Below are 18,466 nucleotides of genomic sequence, written 5' to 3'. Positions count from 1 at the left end.
CCGGCTCAAGACAGAGCGTCCGAGCAAACAAAGAACATCACATTCCTTGCCAAGGCGACGCCACTACGTGCGCCAGCCCTTGGCCGCACTCGGATCAACGTGCGCGCAGCCACTGCACGTAGCGGTCGCCGGCAAACTGCACCACAGTCACTAAAGCAATCAACACGGCAATCACGATCAGCATCACCTGCGTATCAAAACGCTGGTAGCCGTAGCGGATCGCCAAGTCACCCAGGCCACCGGCACCGACCGCACCGGCCATGGCCGAGGAGCTGATCAAGGCCACGATGGTGATGGTGAAGCCACCCACAATGCCGGGCAGTGCCTCGGGCAAGTAGACGTGGCGCACGATGTCCCACTTCTTGCAGCCCATGGCTTGAGCCGCTTCAATCAGGCCCGAGTCCACCTCGCGCAGGCTGACCTCGGCAATCCGTGCGAAGAACGGCGTGGCGCTGATTGCCAGGGGCACAATAGCCGCCCACACTCCAATCGTGGTGCCTGCCAGCAAACGCGTGAAGGGGATCAAGGCGACCAGCAAAACAATGAAGGGCGTGGCCCGAAAACCATTCACCACGCTACCCACCGCCCGGTTGATCCTGGGCGACTCCCAAAAGCCATGAGGGGCCGTCACAATCAAGAGCACCGCCAGCGGAATACCAGCCAGAAAGGCGATGCCCCCCGACACGCCCACCATCATCAGCGTGTCCAGAAACGCCTGCCAATAACGTTCAGCGGGGATACTCAGATTCCACAACATATCCAATGTCCTCAATGTGATGCGCGATGGCCGCCGGACCTTGCGTCAGGGATTTCAAATCGGGCAGGCTCACATGCCCTTCAAGAGCCACCAGCAGACGGCCATGAGCATGGCCCTGAATGCGGTCCACGCCACCATGAACCAGTTGCGGCTGGCCAGGCAGGCTGCGGGCAATGCGCAGCAAATCCGGCTCCCAGCCACCTTCGCCGCTATAGCTCAATTGCAGGATGCGGCTATAGGTCCCGGTTTCAGGAGGCTGCTGCACCAGACGTGCCTGCAAGTCCTCCGGCAGTGTGTGCTGCAAGGGTGCCAGCAGTGCCTTGGTGGCATCATGCTGCGGTTTGCCAAACACACGCCAGACCTCGCCCAGCTCGGCAATGCGGCCTTTTTCCAGCACCAGCACGCGGTCGGCAATTTCGCGGATCACGCTCATCTCGTGCGTAATCAGCACGACGGTAATGCCCAGGCGACGGTTAATGTCCTTGAGCAGACTCAGAATGGATTGCGTAGTCTCCGGGTCCAGTGCCGAAGTGGCTTCGTCACACAGCAAGATCTCCGGGCCGGTTGCCAAGGCGCGAGCAATGCCCACACGCTGCTTTTGCCCGCCCGACAAACGACTGGGATAGGTATCGGCCTTGTCTTGCAGGCCAACCAGTTGCAGCAGCTCCTGAACACGCTGGGCAATGTCCTGCGCCGACACCCCGGCCACCTTCAAGGGCAGGGCCACGTTCTCGTACACCGTTTTGGCAGACAGCAAGTTGAAGTGCTGAAAAATCATGCCGATGCGGCGACGCAACTGCACCAGTTCCGATTCATTCAAGCGAGCAATGTCCGCGCCATCCACCAGTACCTGGCCGCTGCTCGGGCGCTCCAGCCGGTTGATAGTGCGCAGCAAGCTGGATTTACCCGCACCACTGCGTCCAATAATGCCGAAGATGCTGCCTGGCTCTATGTCCAGATCAATGTCCTGCAAGGCAGGCACAGCGCCTGCCGAGGACTGATAGATTTTGGACAGATTGCGAAAGGCCACGCTGCCCGCCTTGACGACGCTGGGCTGCTGTTCCAGTTCCGCTTTGACAGACGCACTGGCCTTATGAACCTCGCGCTGTCCTGCGGCCTGTTCGGCGGTGTCCCGTAGCTCGTCCAAATTACGCCGTAGTGCTGATGTGTATGCCATATCACTTGCTCGCTGTGCTGCTACCTTGCCAGGGCAAGGTGTACAGATGGGGGTTGTGATCAAAGCGGTCTGCAATCGTGTTGCGTACCGCCTGCGACTGCTGGAACAGTTCCACGAACTGTTTCAGGGCAGGGTCGTTGACGCGGTCTTTGCGCGTGACAAAACCCATTGCATAGAAGGTGTCGGCAATGCCGGAATAGACCAGGGCCTTGCCCGCATCCGCCTTGCGGCCAGCGCTGACAAAATAGCTGGGCCAGACTACGGCCAAATCCACATCCGGCAAGGAATGGATCAGTTGCGGGCCTTCAATTTCCACCAACTTGAGCTGCTTGGGGTTGTCCACCACATCATTGACCGTAGCCCCGGTATCCAGACCATGACGCAAGGTGATCAGGCCCGCTTTTTGCAGCAGCAACAGGCCACGGCCCTGATTGACCGGATCATTCGGCAAGGACACGGTTGCGCCCTTGGGAACCTGGTCCAGAGACTGATACTTGTTCGAGTACAGGCCAATGTTTTGCAGCAAGCCCAGACCGATCAATTCCAGGTCGTAACCACGCTCTTTGATGGCATTGTTCAAAAAGGCTTCGTGCTGGAAGAAATTCACATCAATATCGCGGTTATTGACGGCCTCGTTGGGTAGCGTCCAATCCGTAAATTCCACCAGCTGAATATCCAGACCCTGCTTCTTGCCTTCCGGGATCAGCGCTTGCACCGCATCCGAGGTTGCGCCAGGAATGGAACCCACTTTGATCACGGCGGCAGAGCTGCTGAACGGCAGGGCAGCGGCAAACAGGATGCCCAGCGCCCAACGCTGCAGGCGAGAGGAGAAGATCGCAGCCATTATTTCGCCCCTCCTTGGGTGTTCAGCCAGGCCAGGGTGTAGAGGCGCTCGTCGTTATTGAATGCCGCACGCGACACGTCACGCACAGACTGCGAGTTTTGATAGATGGAAATGAACTTTTGAATGACAGGATCGTTGGTGCGATCAGCTTGCACCACGAATTGAATTGCAAACTGTGCATCTTCAATACCGGAGTAGGCCAGGCCACTGGAAGGATCAAAGGCTTTGGCCGCCACGATGAAATGCGGATAGCCTTGGGCAATATCCACATCCCCCGTAATACGCACCAGCTGCGGGCCTTCTACTTCCACAAAACTGAGCTTTTTGGGGTTCTCCACAATGTCATCCAGGCTGCCCAGATAACCGACCTCTGGCTTGAGCTTGATCAGCCCGACTTTTTGCAGCAAGAGCAGACCACGCCCCTGGTTCACGGGGTCGTTGGCAATGCCTACCTTGCCGCCCTGAGGGACCTGGTCCACCGCCTGATGCTTGAGCGAATACACCCCCACATTAGCCAGAATGCCCGTACCCGCACTGGCCAGCTTGTAGCCATTTTTCTCGATGGCGTTCTTCAGGAAAGGCTGATGCTGGAAGTAATTGATATCAATATCGCCGTTATCCACCGCCACATTGGGCGTGGTCCAGTCGGTGAACTCGATTACCTCGACATTGATGCCTTGGGCCTTGGCATCCTTGGCCGCTGCATTGATGGAATCGGCATAGGCGCCCGGCACCACGCCAATGCGTAAAGAATCGGCGGCAATGGCCGGAGAAACAGCCAGCACAAGGGCACTAGCTACGATGAGTTTGGACAGTTGCTGGAGCATGGTAAACAGTGCCTCACGGGGTAGGCCTGCGCTTGCAGGCAAATCTTGGAAGCTTCTATTACATCGACTCCATTCCCCTGGCACCACAACAGAACAATCATTTACTTATGCTGGCTAACTGCTGGATGAAATTACTTCAAGTTATTGATATTTATATTATTTTTGAAAATAAACTAAATACTGCCAACGATGGCATTTGTGATATTTCATGCGCGTTTCAAGTTAGCCGTGGAAGTGCAAGAACAGGGGTCAAAAATGTTTTTTGCCGTCCTCCGCACAATTTCCAAAAACTTATATCAAGGGACTTAACTTATAATTAACTTATATTTTGTCCATGAACTCGATATTCTGGACACCCAAAGCCGCCGAACAACTGCACAAGATCGACAGGCAACACCAGGGCGCTATCCGCGACGGTGTCGGCAACTTGGCTGACATGCCCAATTGCTCCGGATCGCAGAACATCAAAGCGCTGACGAATCCCCAGTATGGCTATCGCCTGCGCATCGGAAACTATCGCGTCCTGTTTGATTGGGACGTAGAGATAAGAATTATCGACATCCAGGAAGTGAGAAAGCGCGATGAACGCACGTACTAACATTCAGATCATCAATGGCCCGGACGGCAATCCCGCTTTTGTCGTGGTTCCCTACCAGGACTACATCGCCAGCCAGGCCCAGGATGGCGGGCTAATCCCCCACGCCGTCGTCAGCAGCACGATCGACGGTGCAACGCCGGTTCGGGCATGGCGTGAACACCTTGGACTGACACAGGCAGAACTGGCCGCTCGTCTGGGTATCAGCCAATCTGCCTATGCTCAGCAAGAGAGCAGCGAGCGGCTACGCAAAAGCAGCCTGGAGCGCATTGCCGCCGCGCTTGGGATTACACCGGAGCAACTCGACTTCTAAGCCAGGAACGGCGGTTTGCAGGCCTGCGCCAAACCGCCAGACCCGCAGGGCTACCAAAACCCAAAGACCAAAAAAAATCCGCCCGAAGGCGGATTTCTTTACAGCAAGCTGGCCGCTTAGCCGCGAACCTTGACCAGAATTTCGTCCAGCCAGGCCAGCATCAGGTCGATTTCGTCGGCCGTGATGTTCAGGGCTGGCATGAAACGCAGCAGGTTAGGACGTGGCGAGTTCAGCAGCATGCCTTCTGGAGCGCGGTCGCGGGCAGCAGCCACGATTTCCGGGCCGTCGTCCTGATCCAGGATCAGGGCGCGCAGCAGGCCTTCACCACGCTCACCATTCATACCCCACTTGGCGCTGATGGCCAGCAGGCCTTCGGACAGTTGCTTGGCGCGGGCGTTGACCGACTCCAGGAAGCCAGGAGCAGCCAATTCGTCGAACACGGCCACGCCAGCAGCGGTCATCAGGGGGTTACCGTTGTAGGTACCGCCCTGGTCACCTGGCTGGAAGCAGGACACTTCTTCGCGGGCACACAGTGCCGACAGGGGCACGCCGCCACCAATGCCTTTACCCAGGGTCATGATGTCAGGACGAATGCCCGAGTGTTCGTAGGCAAACATGGTGCCGGTACGGCCCATGCCGGTTTGCACTTCGTCCACGATCAGTAGCAACTTGTGCTCGTCAGCCAGAGCGCGCAGGCCCTTCATGAATTCCACGGTAGCGGGAATAACACCGGCCTCGCCCTGTACGGGTTCGAGCATGATGCCCACGGTTTGATCGTCGATCAGCGCGCGCACGGATTCCAGATCGTTCAGCTTGGCTTTAGGAAAACCGTCGACCTGAGGAGCAAACATGCGATCCCAGCCGGGCTTGCCGGACAGGGACATGGTGGCCAGGGTACGGCCATGGAAAGAATGCTCAAAAGAAATGATCTTGTAAGCGTTGTTCTTGTTGATCTGACCCCATTTGCGCGCCAGCTTGATGGCACCTTCGTTGGCTTCGCCACCACTGTTGGCAAAGAACACGCGGTCAAAGCAGGAGTGCTCCACGATGCGCTTGGCCAGCTCGATAGAGGGCTCGTTGTAGAACGCAGGCGAAGGGTTGATCAATTTGGACGCTTGTTCGGTGATCGCCTTGATCACGTTGGCAGGGCTGTGGCCCAGCGCGTTCACGGCCCAGCCCTGGACGGTGTCCAGGTATCGCTTGCCGTTGTGATCTTGCAGCCAGGAACCTTCTCCTCGCACAAAGACCAACTCCGGACGCTGGGTAATTTCCATTAATGCACGTACACCGGCCCGATCGAATTCCATAACGGCAAACCTTGATGAAAATGAAAGAAGAAAAAATAAACCAGCCCGGCGGCTGGACAATTAATTCTAACGCAGCACACCCCCGGCAGGACGCTTATGCCTGGGACAATGGCCATCTGGCCGTGGATTGTCCCTTTTCTGGTACACATCCGCGCCCTGGCAGGCGCCAAAACGTTTTAAGCCTGAAATCTTTGCACGATATCGGGGTGGGAGTCGCCGGGACGCGTTTGTATAAAACCTGTCATCCAGGCGGCCTTCCAAAGATCTGCCTGCCTAAAACAAGCCGTCCAGATCCAGTTGCCGGGGCTGCTCCTGCGGCATTTCACTGATAGGCAGCAGGGCGCTGGCTTTCACACCCAGCAGGCGCAAGCGCCTGTCCAGCACGGCGCGTTTCAAATTCTGGCGGGCGGCGGCCAAAATGGCATCTGCCGCCAGCACCGGAGCGGGCAGGGACAGGTCACGCGTCACGGTTTTGAAGTCCTCGAACTTCAGCTTGATGCCGATGGTTTGGGCGCACATGGCGGATTTGCGTAAATCCTGCTCCAGCTTTTCACACAAGGACTCCAGCACAGCAGACAGGCGGGACCGATCCATGCGCACGTGCAGATCACGCTCGAAGGTGGTTTCACGGCTAATGGATTTAGGCGTGCGGTCGGTGGATAAGGGGCGCTCATCCTGGCCTTGGGCCACGGCCATCAGCCATTGCGCGTAGCGCAGGCCAAAATGTTCCTGCAATTTCTCTGCGGGTGTGGCAGCCAATTCCCCAATCTTCTCTATGCCCATTTCTGTCAGCTTCACAACCGACTTGGGACCGATGCCATTGATCTTGCCCACGGCCAGCGGCCAAATGCGGGAAGGCACATCGTCCATGGTCAGCACACAGGCCCCATTGGGCTTGTTCAGTTCCGAGGCAATTTTGGAGAGCAACTTGTTGGGAGTGATGCCTACCGAACAGGTCAGGCCCGTAGCCTGATTCACGGCTTGTCGGATCTGCTCGGCCAGTTCGTAGCTGTCTTCGGTTTTATGGCTGAGGTCTACATAGATCTCGTCGATACCCCGGTCCTCGATATGGTCCGAGACCGTGGCTACGGCCTGTTTGAACAAGCGCGAATAATGGCGGTAGGCTTGAAAATCAGCAGGCAGCAAGATGGCGTCGGGTGCCAGTTGGGCCGCCTTCATTAAACCCATGGCCGAGAACACACCCAGCTGACGCGCTTCATAAGTCGAGGTCGTGGCCACCCCGCGCCCCACATAATCGGCCAGACGGGCATGTTGCCAGCTGCCATCGGGCAATTGCCTGGGCGCATCAGCACTGCGCCCGCCAATCACCACGGGACTGCCGCGCAAATGCGGGTAGCGCAGCAGCTCCACCGAGGCATAAAACGCATCCATATCCACATGAGCAATACGCCGCTCCAGAGGTTTTTCTTCTTGTGCCGCCACCTTGATCAGCCTGTTAACTGTATATATGTACACCATTATAGCGACAAGTCAGCGGTGCACCGAGAGCCACTGAATAAGCGCCGGGATGATATAAATCACTAAACATCGTTAAGCTGACAGCAGGCTGAAACTACGTATTGAATCGGTAGCAAGCGCCCGGTTACTATGCAGCCTCTCTATCAGCGACACCAAGCACCCCAACAGGAGGTTTTCATGAAAAAAACAGTATTGGCTGCTGCGCTGGCAGCTCTGGTCGCCCTGCCCTTGGTGGGCCACAGCAAAACGCTTACCTGGTCCAGCCAGGGCGACTTCATGACGCTGGACCCACACGCACAGAACGAAAACCTCACGATCACAGGCAGCATGTATGTCTATGAGGCGCTGGTGGACTACGACAAGGATTTCCAGATTGTGCCCAGCCTGGCCACGGCCTGGGAACAGCGCGAACCTACTGTGTGGCGCTTTACGCTGCGCGAAGGGGTGAAATTCCACGATGGCGCTCCCTTTACCGCCGATGACGTGGTGTTCTCCGTCCAGCGCGCCATGGCCCCTACGTCCAACTTCAAGGCCTACGTGAACGGTATCGTCAAGGCTGAAAAAGTGGACGACAAGACGGTGGACATCATCACTGCCGCGCCCAACCCGGTTCTGCTACGCCAATTGACCAGTGTGTTCATCATGAACAAGGCCTGGTCGGAAAAGAACAATGTCACCCAGCCTCAGGACTTCAACAAGAACGAAGAAACCTACTCGGCTCGCAACACCAACGGTACCGGCCCTTACAAGCTGAAGTCGCGTGAAGTGGACGTGCGCACCGTCTTTGTCGAAAACGAAGAATGGTGGAACAAGGGCAACAAGGTGGGTAATGTCACCGAAGTGATCTACGTCCCGATCAAGCAGAACGCCACCCGTACCGCCGCCTTGCTGTCGGGCGAAGTGGACCTGGTTCTGGACCCGCCTGCGCAGGACTTGCAGCGTCTGCGCCAGCAAACCAAGATTGTGGAAGGCAACGAGTACCGCACCATCTACCTGGGTCTGGACCAGAAGAATCCGGAACTGAAGTACAGCAGCATCAAGGGCAAGAACCCCTTTGCTGACCAGCGTGTGCGTGAAGCCCTGTACGTGGCCATCGACATTGAAGCCATCAAGAAAGCCGTAATGCGCGGTTCTTCCGCCCCCACCGGCACCATGGTGGCCCCTCAGGTTCACGGCTACACCAAAGAGCTAGCCCAGCGCCTGCCTTACAGCCAGGATCGCGCCAAGGAACTGCTGAAAGAGGCCGGTTACGACAACTCTCTAACCTTCACCCTGGATTGCCCGAACGATCGCTACATCAACGATGAAGCCATCTGCCAGGCCATCGTGGGCATGTGGGCCAAGGTCGGCGTGAAAGCCAACCTGAACGCCATGCCACGTGCCACCTACTTCCCCAAAGTACAAAGCTTTGACTCCAGCGCCTACATGTTTGGCTGGGGCGTGCCGACCTTTGACGCGCTGTACACCCTGCAAAGCCTGATGCACAGCAAGGGCGAGGGCGCAGACGGCTCCTTTAACTTTGGTGGCTACGAAAACGCCGAAGTGGACGCCTTGATCGACCAGATCAAGACTGAAACCGACACCGCCAAGCGCGATGCGGCCATCCACAAGGTTCTGGAAATTCATGCCAAGGAAGTGGGTCACATCCCCCTGCATGACCAGATCATTCCTTGGGCCATGGCCAAGAAGGTCAACGTGATTCATCGTGCGGACAACCGCATGCTGGCCCAATGGACCACCATCGACTAAGTTGTTTTCATACCCCAGCCCCGCCTCCGTGCGGGGCTGGTTCCCATTACGCTGTAGTCATTTTTTTCTACACCAGCCCCCTTGCCGGGCCCTTTCTACACATTAAGGACGACACTGGTCGCGAGTGATCCTCGCGCTCTACCAGGAGACCGCCTATGCTGGTATTTATTATTCGCCGTCTGATCCAGGCTGTTCTGGTGATGCTGACGGTCAGCCTTCTGGCTTTTGTGCTGTTCCGCTACATTGGTGACCCGGTCACCATCATGCTGGGACAGGACGCAACCGAACAAGATCGCGTGGAACTGCGTGCCAGCCTGGGGCTGGACCAACCCGCCCCCGTGCAATTCGGACGCTTTGTATCCCAGGCCGTACAAGGCGAATTTGGCCTGTCCCTGCGGCAAGCCCAACCTGTTTCCACTCTGCTCAAAGATCGCCTGCCTGCCACCGTCGAGCTATCCGTAGTGGCCGCCATACTGGCCTTGCTGATAGGCCTGCCGCTAGGGGTGTACACCGCCTTGAAGCGCAATGGCTTCATGGCGCAAAGCATTCTGGCCTTTTCATTGCTGGGCATATCACTGCCCACCTTCCTGATCGGTATCTTGCTGATCCTGATCTTCTCCGTGCAATTGGGCTGGCTGCCCAGTTATGGCCGGGGAGAAGTCCTGAAGTTTGGCTGGTGGAGTACCGGCCTGCTTAGCTGGGACGGGATCAAGCATTTGATCCTGCCCGCCATTACGCTCTGTTTGTTCCAGCTCACGCTGATCCTGCGTCTGGTGCGCTCCGAGATGCTGGAAGTACTGCGCGCCGACTACATCAAATTTGCTCGTGCCCGTGGTTTGTCGCAACGCGCCATCCACTTTGGTCACGCCCTGAAAAACACCATGGTGCCGGTTATCACCATCACGGGCCTGCAACTGGGCGGCATCATCGCCTTTGCCATCGTGACAGAAACCGTGTTCCAGTGGCCGGGCATGGGTCTGCTGTTTATCCAGGCCGTCCAATTTGCCGACATCCCCGTGATGGCGGCCTACCTCTGTCTGATTGCCCTGGTATTTGTTGTGATCAACCTGCTGGTAGACCTGCTGTACTTCCTGGTCGATCCACGTCTGCGCACCCAATTGTCGGGCGCCAAGGGGCACTAATATGTTCGCTAAATTGAAAACCGCCTGGGATAGCGATCTGGTCTGGTCCTGGCGTCATTCCCCCGTAGCCATTGCCGCCACCATCATGGCCTTGCTGCTGTTTATCGGCGCGCTGGGTGCCCGCTGGGTGGCTCCTTACGATCCCTTCGACTTGACCTCCATCGACCTGATGGATGCCTTGCTGGCCCCGGCCTGGTCGGAAAACGGTTCGCCTCAATACTGGTTGGGGACGGACAGCCAGGGCCGTGACCTGTACTCGGCCCTGTTGTACGGGACGCGAACCTCCTTGCTGATCGGTCTGGCCTCGGTAGCCCTGTCCATGCTGGTCGGTATCGTGCTGGGCCTGCTGGCCGGATACTCCGGTGGCCGTGTAGATGCCTTCATCATGCGTGTGGCCGATGTGCAGTTGTCCTTCCCGGCCATCCTGATTGCCTTGCTGATCGACGGTGTAGCCCGTGCCGTGTTCCCCTTGAACATGCATGATGTGGTCGCCTTTCCGGTGCTGATCGGGGCGATTGCGCTGGCCGGTTGGCCGCAATATGCCCGTACCGTACGCGGCTCCACGCTGGTGGAGAAAAACCGTGAGTACGTGCAGGCTGCCCGCGTCATTGGCGTGTCCTCGCCGCGCATCATGTTCAGCCATGTGCTGCCCAATGTGATGGGCCCCGTGCTGGTGCTGGCCACCGTGCATCTGGCCACCGCCATCATTACCGAAGCCACGCTGTCCTTTCTGGGCGTAGGCGTTCCGGCCACCTCGCCCTCCCTGGGCACGCTGATCCGGATCGGTAACGACTTCCTGTTTTCCGGCGAATGGTGGATCACGATTTTCCCTGGCCTGATGCTGGTGCTGCTGGTGCTGTCGGTCAATCTCCTGGGCGACTGGTTGCGTGACGCCCTGAACCCCAAATTGAGCTAAGCCATGACTGCACTCTTAACTGTCCAAGACCTGTGTGTCGAATTCCCGACCCGGCGTGGTGTGCTCCAAGCACTGGATCATGTGTCCTTTTCCATCGCCCCCGGCGAAGTGCTGGGAGTGGTGGGGGAATCCGGTGCTGGCAAGTCCCTGACGGGTTCCTCCATTATTGGTTTGCTCGATGCCCCCGGTCGCATCAGCGGCGGCCAGATCCTGCTGGAAGGCGAGCGCATCGACAATCTGAACCAGGACCAGATGCGCAAGATTCGTGGCCGCAAGATTGGCGCGATCTTCCAGGACCCGCTGACCTCGCTGAACCCGCTCTATACCGTGGGTCATCAACTGGCTGAAACCATCGTCACGCACCTTCCCCTGTCCTGGAAACAGGCACGGGAACGCGCCATCGAGTTGCTGGAAGCCACCGGCATTCCCGCCGCGCGCGAGCGTATCGACCACTATCCACACCAGTTCTCCGGCGGCATGCGCCAACGGGTGGTGATTGCGCTGGCCCTGGCAGCCGAGCCCAAGCTGATCGTGGCGGACGAGCCCACCACCGCGCTGGACGTCTCCATTCAGGCGCAGATTATCGACCTGCTGAAAAAGCTCTGTCGCTCGCAAGGCACCTCGGTCATGCTGATTACCCACGATATGGGAGTGATTGCCGAGACCGCCGACCGTGTGGCCGTGATGTACGCCGGGCGCATTATCGAGATCGGCCCTGTACAGGATGTAATCCAGAAACCCAGCCACCCTTATACCCGTGGCTTGATGCGTTCCATTCCCAATCTGCACGCGGGGCTGGAGCGTCTGGAGCAAATCCCCGGCAGCATGCCGCGCCTGAACGCCATCCCGCCCGGCTGTGCCTTCAATCCACGCTGTGATCGTCGCTTTGATCGCTGCCTGGTCGAACGCCCCGAGCTGTTGCCTGTTCCCCCACAAACACAGGCGGCCTGTTGGCTGCATGCACAGGAGTCCGCATGAGCGCCCCTAAACAAGCCCTGGTCCAGGTCAAGGACGCTGCCTGCTGGTTTGATGTGTCCCCGCCCTTGCTGGAACGCCTGGTCTACCGCAAACCCAAGGTAAATCTGCGCGCAGTAGACGGTGTCAGCTTCACCCTGAACAAGGGTGAAACCCTGGCCCTGGTAGGCGAATCCGGCTGCGGTAAATCCACCGTAGCCCGTTTGCTGACGGGCCTGTATTCGCTGACACGCGGCGAGATTCTGTTTGACGGCCAGTCCCTGAAATCCATGGACAAGGCCAGCCAAAAATCCATGCGCAAGCGCCGTCAGATGATTTTTCAGGACCCCTATGCCAGCCTGAATCCGCGCTGGCGCGTGGGCCGCATCATTGCCGAGCCACTGGTTACCCACACGGACATGAGCCGCGCCCAGCAAGACGCCAAAGTGGCCGAGCTGCTGACGCAAGTGGGTCTGAACCCCAGCGACGCCCAGCGTTACCCGCACCAGTTCTCCGGTGGCCAGCGCCAGCGTATTTCCATTGCCCGTGCTCTGGCCCTGCAACCCGAATTCATCGTCTGTGACGAGCCCACCTCGGCGCTGGACGTATCAGTACAAGCACAGGTACTGAACCTGATGAAGGATTTGCAGCGCGAACTGGGGCTGACCTATCTGTTCATCTCGCACAACCTGGCGGTGGTGCATCACGTGGCCGACCGGGTTGGCGTCATGTATTTGGGCCGGATTGTGGAAATTGCGCCACGCGACGATTTGTTCGCGCAGCCTCGCCACCCCTACACGCGCATGTTGCTGGGGGCCATTCCCGACATGAGCGGGGCGGGCAAAAGCCGCATCCCGGTCGCCGGTGAAGTGCCTAATCCACTGAACCCGCCATCGGGCTGTACCTTCCATCCACGCTGCCCGCTAGCCAATGATCGCTGCCGCCGCGAAGCCCCGGCTTTGCTGCAAACCGGACCGCAAGAAGTAGCTTGCCATGCCGTAGAAGAAGGGCGCGATCAGGCCTGATCGCTTGCGATGCCAACAGTAAAACCGCCCACGGCAGCTTGCCGAATGGGCGGTTTTTTCTGATAATTGAGAATTATTCTCAGTTCTCATTGCCCGAATCTCTGCCATTTTTCTGGTTGAGCAGGCACCACTGGAACGCATCATGCACAACGCCGCCTTCTCACCAGACGCGGAATCGCTCTATCGGAATTACCACAGTTGGTTGCAAAGCTGGCTACGACGCCGCTTAGGTAATTCCTTTGACGCAGCCGATCTGGCCCAAGACGTTTTTGTTCGACTGCTGCAAAAACCCCGACAATTCGGCAGCGAACCCGAAGCCCGTGTGTATTTGCGGCTCATGGCCAATGGCATGTGCGTGGACTTATGGCGACGCCGCCAAATCGAACAAGCCTGGCTGGAAGAGCTGGCCAACCGCCCGGCCGCCCTGGTTCCTTCTGCCGAACACCAGGCCCTGGTGCTGGAAGCCCTGCAAGAGATAGACAGCATGTTGCGCACACTGCCCGCCAAAGTGGGCAATGCCTTTTTCATGGCCATGGCCGACGGCATGAGCAACCGGGAAATTGCAGAGGCGCTGGGCGTGTCCACACGCATGGTGCACCGATACCTTAGCCAGGCCATGCTGTGCTGCTTGAAACTGGAAGCCCGCCATACCGCCGCTGACATGCCCGTGCATCAGGCCTCCAGCCTGCCCGAGCCGCGCTGATTGCCCGCCCCCATGAGCACCTCCGAACCACATCCCGACGATACGCTGGAGCCTTCATTTGACGCACTGGAGCAGGCCGCCGAATGGTTTGCCCTGCTGCGCTCGGACGAGGCCTCGGCCCAGGACCAGCAACGCTGGCAAGGCTGGCTGGCCGCTCAGGCCGAGCATCGCAAGGCCTGGCAGTATGTAGAGCGCATCAGTGGCCGCTTTGAGCCTATCCAGAACAGTGATAACCGTCAGGCCGCCGTCCAAAGCTATTGCCTGGCCAACCAACGCATGGGACGCCGCCGCCAATTGCTGCTGGGCCTGGGCACACTGGCAGGCAGCGGTTTGGGCAGTTGGCTGGCCTGGCAACATACGTCCTTGCCCGGCACAGTAATGGCCTGGTCTGCCGAGCATCGCACCGCCCGTGGTGAAGTCCACCAGCTGACTTTGCCCGATGGCTCTACCGTCTGGCTCAGCTCCGACACCGCAATGAACCACGACTACCGAGGCAGTCAACGGCTGCTCTCCCTGGTTCAGGGTGAAATTCTGATCGATACAGCGGCCGATCCTGCACGGCCCTTTCTGGTCGAAACCCGTCAAGGCTTGCTGCGTGCCTTGGGGACACGCTTTACGGTGCGACTGGACGGTCAGGAGACTTTTCTAGCGGTATATCAAGGCGCGGTACAGGTGGACACGGCAAACAAGCGCAAGCAGCACATTGTTCATGCCGGTCAGCAGACCCAGCTTTCGCGTACCGAGATTGCGGCTACCACTGCTGTCCTGCCCGAGCGGCAAAGCTGGACCAAAGGCATACTCGTCACCGACAACACACCCTTGATCGAGGTCGTGCGCGAATTGCAACGCTATCGCGGTGGCTACCTTGGCGTCTCGCCCGAGGCTGCCCAGCTTCCTGTAATTGGCAGCTATCCCTCCACCGACCCGGACCGGGCCTTGAGAATGCTGGAAGGGGTGCTCCCCATTCGCATCAAACGGACCCTGCCCTGGTGGGTCAGCATTGAACTGGCCGAGCACCAGCCTTGATTCAGGCGCACATTCACGGGCATGAGCAGCCGGTTCCAGGGCCTGATCAGGCAGCCCAATGCTTCAAACCGGCTATTTCCACTTCTCCAAGTTCCGCTTTTCCTTGGCGTGTCCGATATACCTGATGAGGGCATCGTTTTACCCGTCCCCTGGCACAAAACCAAAACCCGGCCAGGACACACGCAAACCGGCTCGCTCTCGCCGACTACACCGCTTCCAAGGAGCAGAATTCATCATGCCCGGCTCTTCCCAGCCTGTCGCCCGCGGGGCGCACCCTTCTGGTGCCATGCACTTTTTCCGATCCGGTTTCAAACTAAGCCCCTTGACCTGCGTGCTGCAACTCGCCCTGGCCAGCAGTGCATTAAGCCTGGCAAGCTGGCACCCTCAAGCCCACGCCCAAGCCGTTAACAGTGCGTCTGCCAAGCAACAAAGCTACAGCATTCCAGCGGGCCCCTTGAGCACAGCGCTGGCTCGCTTTGCAAGCGCGTCCGGCGTACTGGTCGCTGGAGCCGGTGAACTGGCCAGAGACAGAAACAGCCCAGGCGTTTCCGGCACGTTTTCGCCCCAGGCCGCGCTGGATGCACTGTTGGCCGGTACCGGCCTGACCGCCGTTGCCAGCTCGGATGGCAGCTACCATCTGCGCCAAGTCCCGGAGGCACCTGCCGGTGACGTCACCCAGCTAAGCACCGTGACCGTACGTGGACAGCTCAATCCCAGGACCGAAGGCACAGGCAGCTACACCAACGCATCGGCAAGCTCGGCCACGCGCATGAACTTGTCAGCGCGAGAAACCCCGCAGTCGGTCAGCGTAATCACACGCCAGCGACTGGACGATCAGGGTCTGCTCACGCTTAATGACGCACTCAAGCAGGCCACCGGCGTCAAGGTACAAGAAGGCGAAGTGCTGGGCACAACCTATCAGATTCGCGGCTTCTCGCTGGATACGGCACAGCTTGACGGCGTGCCTGTCTCGCTGGGCGCAGGAGGCTCGGAAGCGGCCGCCGACATGGCCATCTACGACCGCGTGGAAGTGGTACGCGGCGCCGCGGGTCTGTTACAGGGGGCCGGCAACCCGGGCGGCACGCTCAATCTGGTACGCAAGCAACCCACGCGCGAATTTGCCGCCAGCGGCAGCGCAATGGTGGGATCGTGGAACAGCTACCGTGTGGAAGCCGACGTATCCAGTCCACTCAACAAGAGCGGTGATCTGCGCGGGCGAGTGGTAGCCGTGCACGACGACCGCGACTCCTTTGTGGATCACGTCAAGGAACGCAAGGAAGTGGTGTATGGCGTCTTGCAGTACGACTTCACCCCCTCGCTGACGGCCACTGTGGGGGTGGATCATCAGCGCACCAAAGGCACACCCAACGGCACTGGCGTCGTCTTCTTTGCCGATGGTGGCGATCTCGAACTGCCGCGCAGCACTTACCTGGGTGCCGACTGGAACCACCGCGCCACCCGCAGCACCACCGTGTTCGGCGATCTGACCTGGGAGATGGACAACGGCTGGCAGACCAAGCTGTCGGCCAACCGCCAGCACTACGACGTAGACACGGTGTTTCTGTCCGCCTCGGGCGCGGGCGTGGACCGCAACACGCACCAGGGCCCACTCCTGAACTACGCACGAGCCAGCAGCCTGAACCGCACCCAGACCAGCGTGGATCTGTACGCCTCGGGCCCGTTCTCACTGCTGGGCCGCGAGCATGAACTGGTGGTGGGTGCCAATATGCGCCGCAACCCTACCGAGACCGATCAGGTGCCGCTGCGTGAATACGCCAGCATCCGGCCCGATGTCTTTAACTGGGACCCCACCTCGCTGCCTCCGCCTAATATCGGGCCTTATGAATCGCGCACCGCCACCACCACCAAACAGTCGGGCATCTATACCGCCGCCCGTCTAAGCCTTGCCGATCCGCTCACCTTGATCGTGGGTGGTCGTTGGAGCTGGTGGGACTACAGCAGCGACAGCACCAATCTGCTGACGGGCGCCAACACGGCCTCCTCGAGCTACAAGGTCAATGGCGAGTTCACACCGTACGCCGGTCTGATACTCGATCTGAACGATAACTACTCGCTGTACGCCAGCTACACCGACGTGTTCCGCCCGCAAAACGCCATCGATCGCAACGGCTCGCTGCTCAAACCCATCGTGGGCGCCAACTACGAAGCGGGTATCAAGGGCGAATTCCAGGATGGCCGCGTGCAGGCTTCGCTAGCCGCCTTCCGTATCGAGGAGACCAACCGCGCCCAGACCGATCTGGACGGCCCCAAACCATGCCCCTACACCACCAGCGATTACTGCTCGATTGCGGCTGGCAAAGTACGCAGCGAAGGGATTGAAGCGGAACTGACGGGTGAACTGGCTCCAGGCTGGAATCTGACGGCTGGCTATACCTACAACACCACCAAGTACGTGAAGGATGCGGCTAACCAGGGCAAGCCCTTCAATACCCGCACACCCGAGCATATGTTCAAGCTCTTTACCTCTTACCGCCTGCCAGGCTCGTTGCGCCAGTGGACAGTGGGGGGTGGCTTCACGTGGCAGACCAAGTTCCTGTACGAGAACACGGCCGGCACGATCCGTATCGAGCAAAATCCTTACGCCGTGGCCGACCTGATGGTGCGCTACGACTTCACGCCCAAGGTTTCAGCCACCCTCAACCTGAACAACGTGTTCGACAAGAAGTACTACCGTTATATTGCCCACGAACGCGCCTACAACTACTACGGTGATCCACGCAACGTCATGCTGACACTGCGCGCCCAATATTGACGCTGAACGTGACGAACGAGGTACTCAAGCGCTCTGATCGCAGCGCTCTGGGTATCTTGTGGTCTGACGATACGCTGCACTACGGCGCTGCACCCAATGCCATATTCAGGCTAGAGCGCCAGAAGTCATTGGGCCACGAACGGGCTAAATGCAAAAAACGCGGTGTTTGCTGCCAAGGGCAGTGAACACCGCGTTTTTTAATAAAGCCATCAGCGGGCCTGATGCGGCCCGGTGACATTCAATCAGTTCTGGTTCGCAGGCGCGAAATCGGCCAGATGGCAGGACAGGATGTCGGCAATGGCGCGATCGTCCAGACCACGGGAGCGCAGGTCAGCGGACAGGGCGTCCACGTCGACACGGGCCAGTGGACGCTCGGCGCCACGAGGGCGGTCGTCGCGAACCACACGGAAGTCGTAATCACGCTGGGCTGTCTTGGCCACTTCGTAGTGCATGACTTCATCCACTTCGTTTTCTGGCGTGAACGTCAGCACGGTAGGGCGCAGGGAATACAGGTCTTCGGAGTTCATCACGTATTCGGTTGCGCAGATGATGACGGTGTCGCCCTTTTGACAGGTACGAGCGGCCGCGCCGTTCAGAACCACGCAACGCGAACCGGGTTCACCGAAGATTACGTAGGTAGAAATACGGGCGCCACTGTCCTTATTCCAGATTTCCACAAACTCCATGGGTAAAATGCCCGCTTGTTCGCAGATTTCAGGATCCAGTGTGATCGAGCCGTGATAGTTCAAGTCGGCACCGGTCACCTTGATACCATGCAGCTTGGCACGGACCACTTTTTTCATGACAACACTCTCTAGAAACAGGTCCCCTGTAACGGACACCTAAGCTTGGCTAAAACGCGGCTTGCGCTGCGCCCTT

General features: G+C 58.7%; 17 protein-coding genes. 10 read left to right on the top strand and 7 right to left on the bottom strand.

Annotation, left to right across the window (positions count from 1 at the left end; all coding sequences use genetic code 11):
- Positions 1-94: 94 nt before the first annotated feature.
- From U2949_RS11990 to U2949_RS11975, 4 genes are read right to left on the bottom strand one after another with little or no spacing between them, the layout of a single operon-like run.
- Positions 95-757 (bottom strand): methionine ABC transporter permease, encoded by a 663-nt coding sequence (locus tag U2949_RS11990; RefSeq protein WP_026483900.1) that lies wholly within the window; start codon positions 755-757, stop codon positions 95-97.
- A complete protein-coding gene (locus U2949_RS11985) occupies positions 729-1,934 on the bottom strand; it encodes a methionine ABC transporter ATP-binding protein (protein WP_257723340.1) in 1,206 nt (401 codons plus the stop codon). Before U2949_RS11985 ends, U2949_RS11990 begins: the two co-directional genes overlap by 29 nt.
- A 1-nt stretch (position 1,935) precedes the next feature.
- Positions 1,936-2,778, bottom strand: coding sequence for a MetQ/NlpA family ABC transporter substrate-binding protein (locus U2949_RS11980; protein WP_051316309.1), 843 nt, complete (start codon positions 2,776-2,778; stop codon positions 1,936-1,938).
- On the bottom strand, positions 2,778-3,605 hold the full coding sequence (locus tag U2949_RS11975; RefSeq protein ID WP_026483903.1) for a MetQ/NlpA family ABC transporter substrate-binding protein: 828 nt from the start codon (positions 3,603-3,605) through the stop codon (positions 2,778-2,780). Before U2949_RS11975 ends, U2949_RS11980 begins: the two co-directional genes overlap by 1 nt.
- Before the next feature lie 334 nt (positions 3,606-3,939).
- Between U2949_RS11975 and U2949_RS11970 the strand changes: the two genes are divergently transcribed.
- Together U2949_RS11970 and U2949_RS11965 are read left to right on the top strand one after the other, a co-directional pair.
- Positions 3,940-4,203: a type II toxin-antitoxin system RelE family toxin gene (locus tag U2949_RS11970; protein WP_257723339.1), complete on the top strand. Its 264-nt coding sequence runs from the start codon at positions 3,940-3,942 to the stop codon at positions 4,201-4,203.
- Positions 4,187-4,513, top strand: coding sequence for a helix-turn-helix domain-containing protein (locus U2949_RS11965; protein ID WP_321287946.1), 327 nt, complete (start codon positions 4,187-4,189; stop codon positions 4,511-4,513). Before U2949_RS11970 ends, U2949_RS11965 begins: the two co-directional genes overlap by 17 nt.
- A 116-nt stretch (positions 4,514-4,629) precedes the next feature.
- On the opposite strand, the gene U2949_RS11960 is transcribed toward U2949_RS11965, so the two are convergent.
- Together U2949_RS11960 and dinB are read right to left on the bottom strand one after the other, a co-directional pair.
- Complete coding sequence (locus tag U2949_RS11960; protein ID WP_009461207.1) at positions 4,630-5,820, bottom strand: acetylornithine transaminase; 1,191 nt, start codon at positions 5,818-5,820, stop codon at positions 4,630-4,632.
- 273 nt (positions 5,821-6,093) lie between these two features.
- Complete coding sequence (gene dinB, locus U2949_RS11955; protein ID WP_321287944.1) at positions 6,094-7,263, bottom strand: DNA polymerase IV; 1,170 nt, start codon at positions 7,261-7,263, stop codon at positions 6,094-6,096.
- 213 nt (positions 7,264-7,476) lie between these two features.
- Between dinB and U2949_RS11950 the strand changes: the two genes are divergently transcribed.
- From U2949_RS11950 to U2949_RS11915, 8 genes are all read left to right on the top strand, one after another.
- Positions 7,477-9,048, top strand: coding sequence for an ABC transporter substrate-binding protein (locus U2949_RS11950; RefSeq protein WP_321287942.1), 1,572 nt, complete (start codon positions 7,477-7,479; stop codon positions 9,046-9,048).
- Positions 9,049-9,203: 155 nt separating this feature from the next.
- Complete coding sequence (locus tag U2949_RS11945) at positions 9,204-10,190, top strand: ABC transporter permease (protein ID WP_009461210.1); 987 nt, start codon at positions 9,204-9,206, stop codon at positions 10,188-10,190.
- A gap of 1 nt (position 10,191) precedes the next feature.
- Positions 10,192-11,106, top strand: a complete 915-nt coding sequence (locus U2949_RS11940; RefSeq protein WP_026483909.1) for an ABC transporter permease — start codon at positions 10,192-10,194, stop codon at positions 11,104-11,106.
- 3 nt (positions 11,107-11,109) lie between these two features.
- A complete protein-coding gene (locus U2949_RS11935; RefSeq protein WP_026483910.1) occupies positions 11,110-12,084 on the top strand; it encodes an ABC transporter ATP-binding protein in 975 nt (324 codons plus the stop codon).
- A complete protein-coding gene (locus U2949_RS11930) occupies positions 12,081-13,085 on the top strand; it encodes an ABC transporter ATP-binding protein (RefSeq protein ID WP_026483911.1) in 1,005 nt (334 codons plus the stop codon). Before U2949_RS11935 ends, U2949_RS11930 begins: the two co-directional genes overlap by 4 nt.
- A 142-nt stretch (positions 13,086-13,227) precedes the next feature.
- Entirely contained in the window at positions 13,228-13,788 is a 561-nt protein-coding gene (locus U2949_RS11925) for a sigma-70 family RNA polymerase sigma factor (protein ID WP_321287939.1), read from the top strand.
- A 12-nt stretch (positions 13,789-13,800) separates the two neighbouring features.
- On the top strand, positions 13,801-14,814 hold the full coding sequence (locus U2949_RS11920) for a FecR family protein (protein WP_321287938.1): 1,014 nt from the start codon (positions 13,801-13,803) through the stop codon (positions 14,812-14,814).
- Positions 14,815-15,049: 235 nt separating this feature from the next.
- A complete protein-coding gene (locus U2949_RS11915) occupies positions 15,050-17,587 on the top strand; it encodes a TonB-dependent siderophore receptor (protein WP_321287936.1) in 2,538 nt (845 codons plus the stop codon).
- 242 nt (positions 17,588-17,829) lie between these two features.
- Here the strand turns inward: U2949_RS11915 and panD are convergent, their stop codons facing one another.
- Positions 17,830-18,390 carry an aspartate 1-decarboxylase gene (gene panD, locus U2949_RS11910; RefSeq protein ID WP_009461218.1) on the bottom strand — a complete coding sequence of 187 codons (561 nt, stop codon included), beginning with the start codon at positions 18,388-18,390 and terminating at the stop codon, positions 17,830-17,832.
- Between the last annotated feature and the right edge of the window lie 76 nt (positions 18,391-18,466).

The sequence above is a fragment of the Alcaligenes phenolicus genome (assembly GCF_032063905.1).
GTDB classification, from domain to species: domain Bacteria; phylum Pseudomonadota; class Gammaproteobacteria; order Burkholderiales; family Burkholderiaceae_B; genus Alcaligenes; species Alcaligenes phenolicus.
Note: the sequence above shows the minus strand (reverse complement) of the source record. Positions and strands in the feature narration are given on the sequence as shown.

Excerpts from the sequence above, each read along its gene's own strand:
- U2949_RS11990 (WP_026483900.1), bottom strand. The coding sequence starts at position 757 with ATGTTGTGGAATCTGAGTATCCCCGCTGAACGTTATTGGCAGGCGTTT.
- U2949_RS11985 (WP_257723340.1), bottom strand. The coding sequence starts at position 1,934 with ATGGCATACACATCAGCACTACGGCGTAATTTGGACGAGCTACGGGAC.
- U2949_RS11980 (WP_051316309.1), bottom strand. The coding sequence starts at position 2,778 with ATGGCTGCGATCTTCTCCTCTCGCCTGCAGCGTTGGGCGCTGGGCATC.
- U2949_RS11975 (WP_026483903.1), bottom strand. The coding sequence starts at position 3,605 with ATGCTCCAGCAACTGTCCAAACTCATCGTAGCTAGTGCCCTTGTGCTG.
- U2949_RS11970 (WP_257723339.1), top strand. The coding sequence starts at position 3,940 with ATGAACTCGATATTCTGGACACCCAAAGCCGCCGAACAACTGCACAAG.
- U2949_RS11965 (WP_321287946.1), top strand. The coding sequence starts at position 4,187 with ATGAACGCACGTACTAACATTCAGATCATCAATGGCCCGGACGGCAAT.
- U2949_RS11960 (WP_009461207.1), bottom strand. The coding sequence starts at position 5,820 with ATGGAATTCGATCGGGCCGGTGTACGTGCATTAATGGAAATTACCCAG.
- U2949_RS11950 (WP_321287942.1), top strand. The coding sequence starts at position 7,477 with ATGAAAAAAACAGTATTGGCTGCTGCGCTGGCAGCTCTGGTCGCCCTG.
- U2949_RS11945 (WP_009461210.1), top strand. The coding sequence starts at position 9,204 with ATGCTGGTATTTATTATTCGCCGTCTGATCCAGGCTGTTCTGGTGATG.
- U2949_RS11940 (WP_026483909.1), top strand. The coding sequence starts at position 10,192 with ATGTTCGCTAAATTGAAAACCGCCTGGGATAGCGATCTGGTCTGGTCC.
- U2949_RS11935 (WP_026483910.1), top strand. The coding sequence starts at position 11,110 with ATGACTGCACTCTTAACTGTCCAAGACCTGTGTGTCGAATTCCCGACC.
- U2949_RS11930 (WP_026483911.1), top strand. The coding sequence starts at position 12,081 with ATGAGCGCCCCTAAACAAGCCCTGGTCCAGGTCAAGGACGCTGCCTGC.
- U2949_RS11925 (WP_321287939.1), top strand. The coding sequence starts at position 13,228 with ATGCACAACGCCGCCTTCTCACCAGACGCGGAATCGCTCTATCGGAAT.
- U2949_RS11920 (WP_321287938.1), top strand. The coding sequence starts at position 13,801 with ATGAGCACCTCCGAACCACATCCCGACGATACGCTGGAGCCTTCATTT.
- U2949_RS11915 (WP_321287936.1), top strand. The coding sequence starts at position 15,050 with ATGCCCGGCTCTTCCCAGCCTGTCGCCCGCGGGGCGCACCCTTCTGGT.
- panD (WP_009461218.1), bottom strand. The coding sequence starts at position 18,390 with ATGAAAAAAGTGGTCCGTGCCAAGCTGCATGGTATCAAGGTGACCGGT.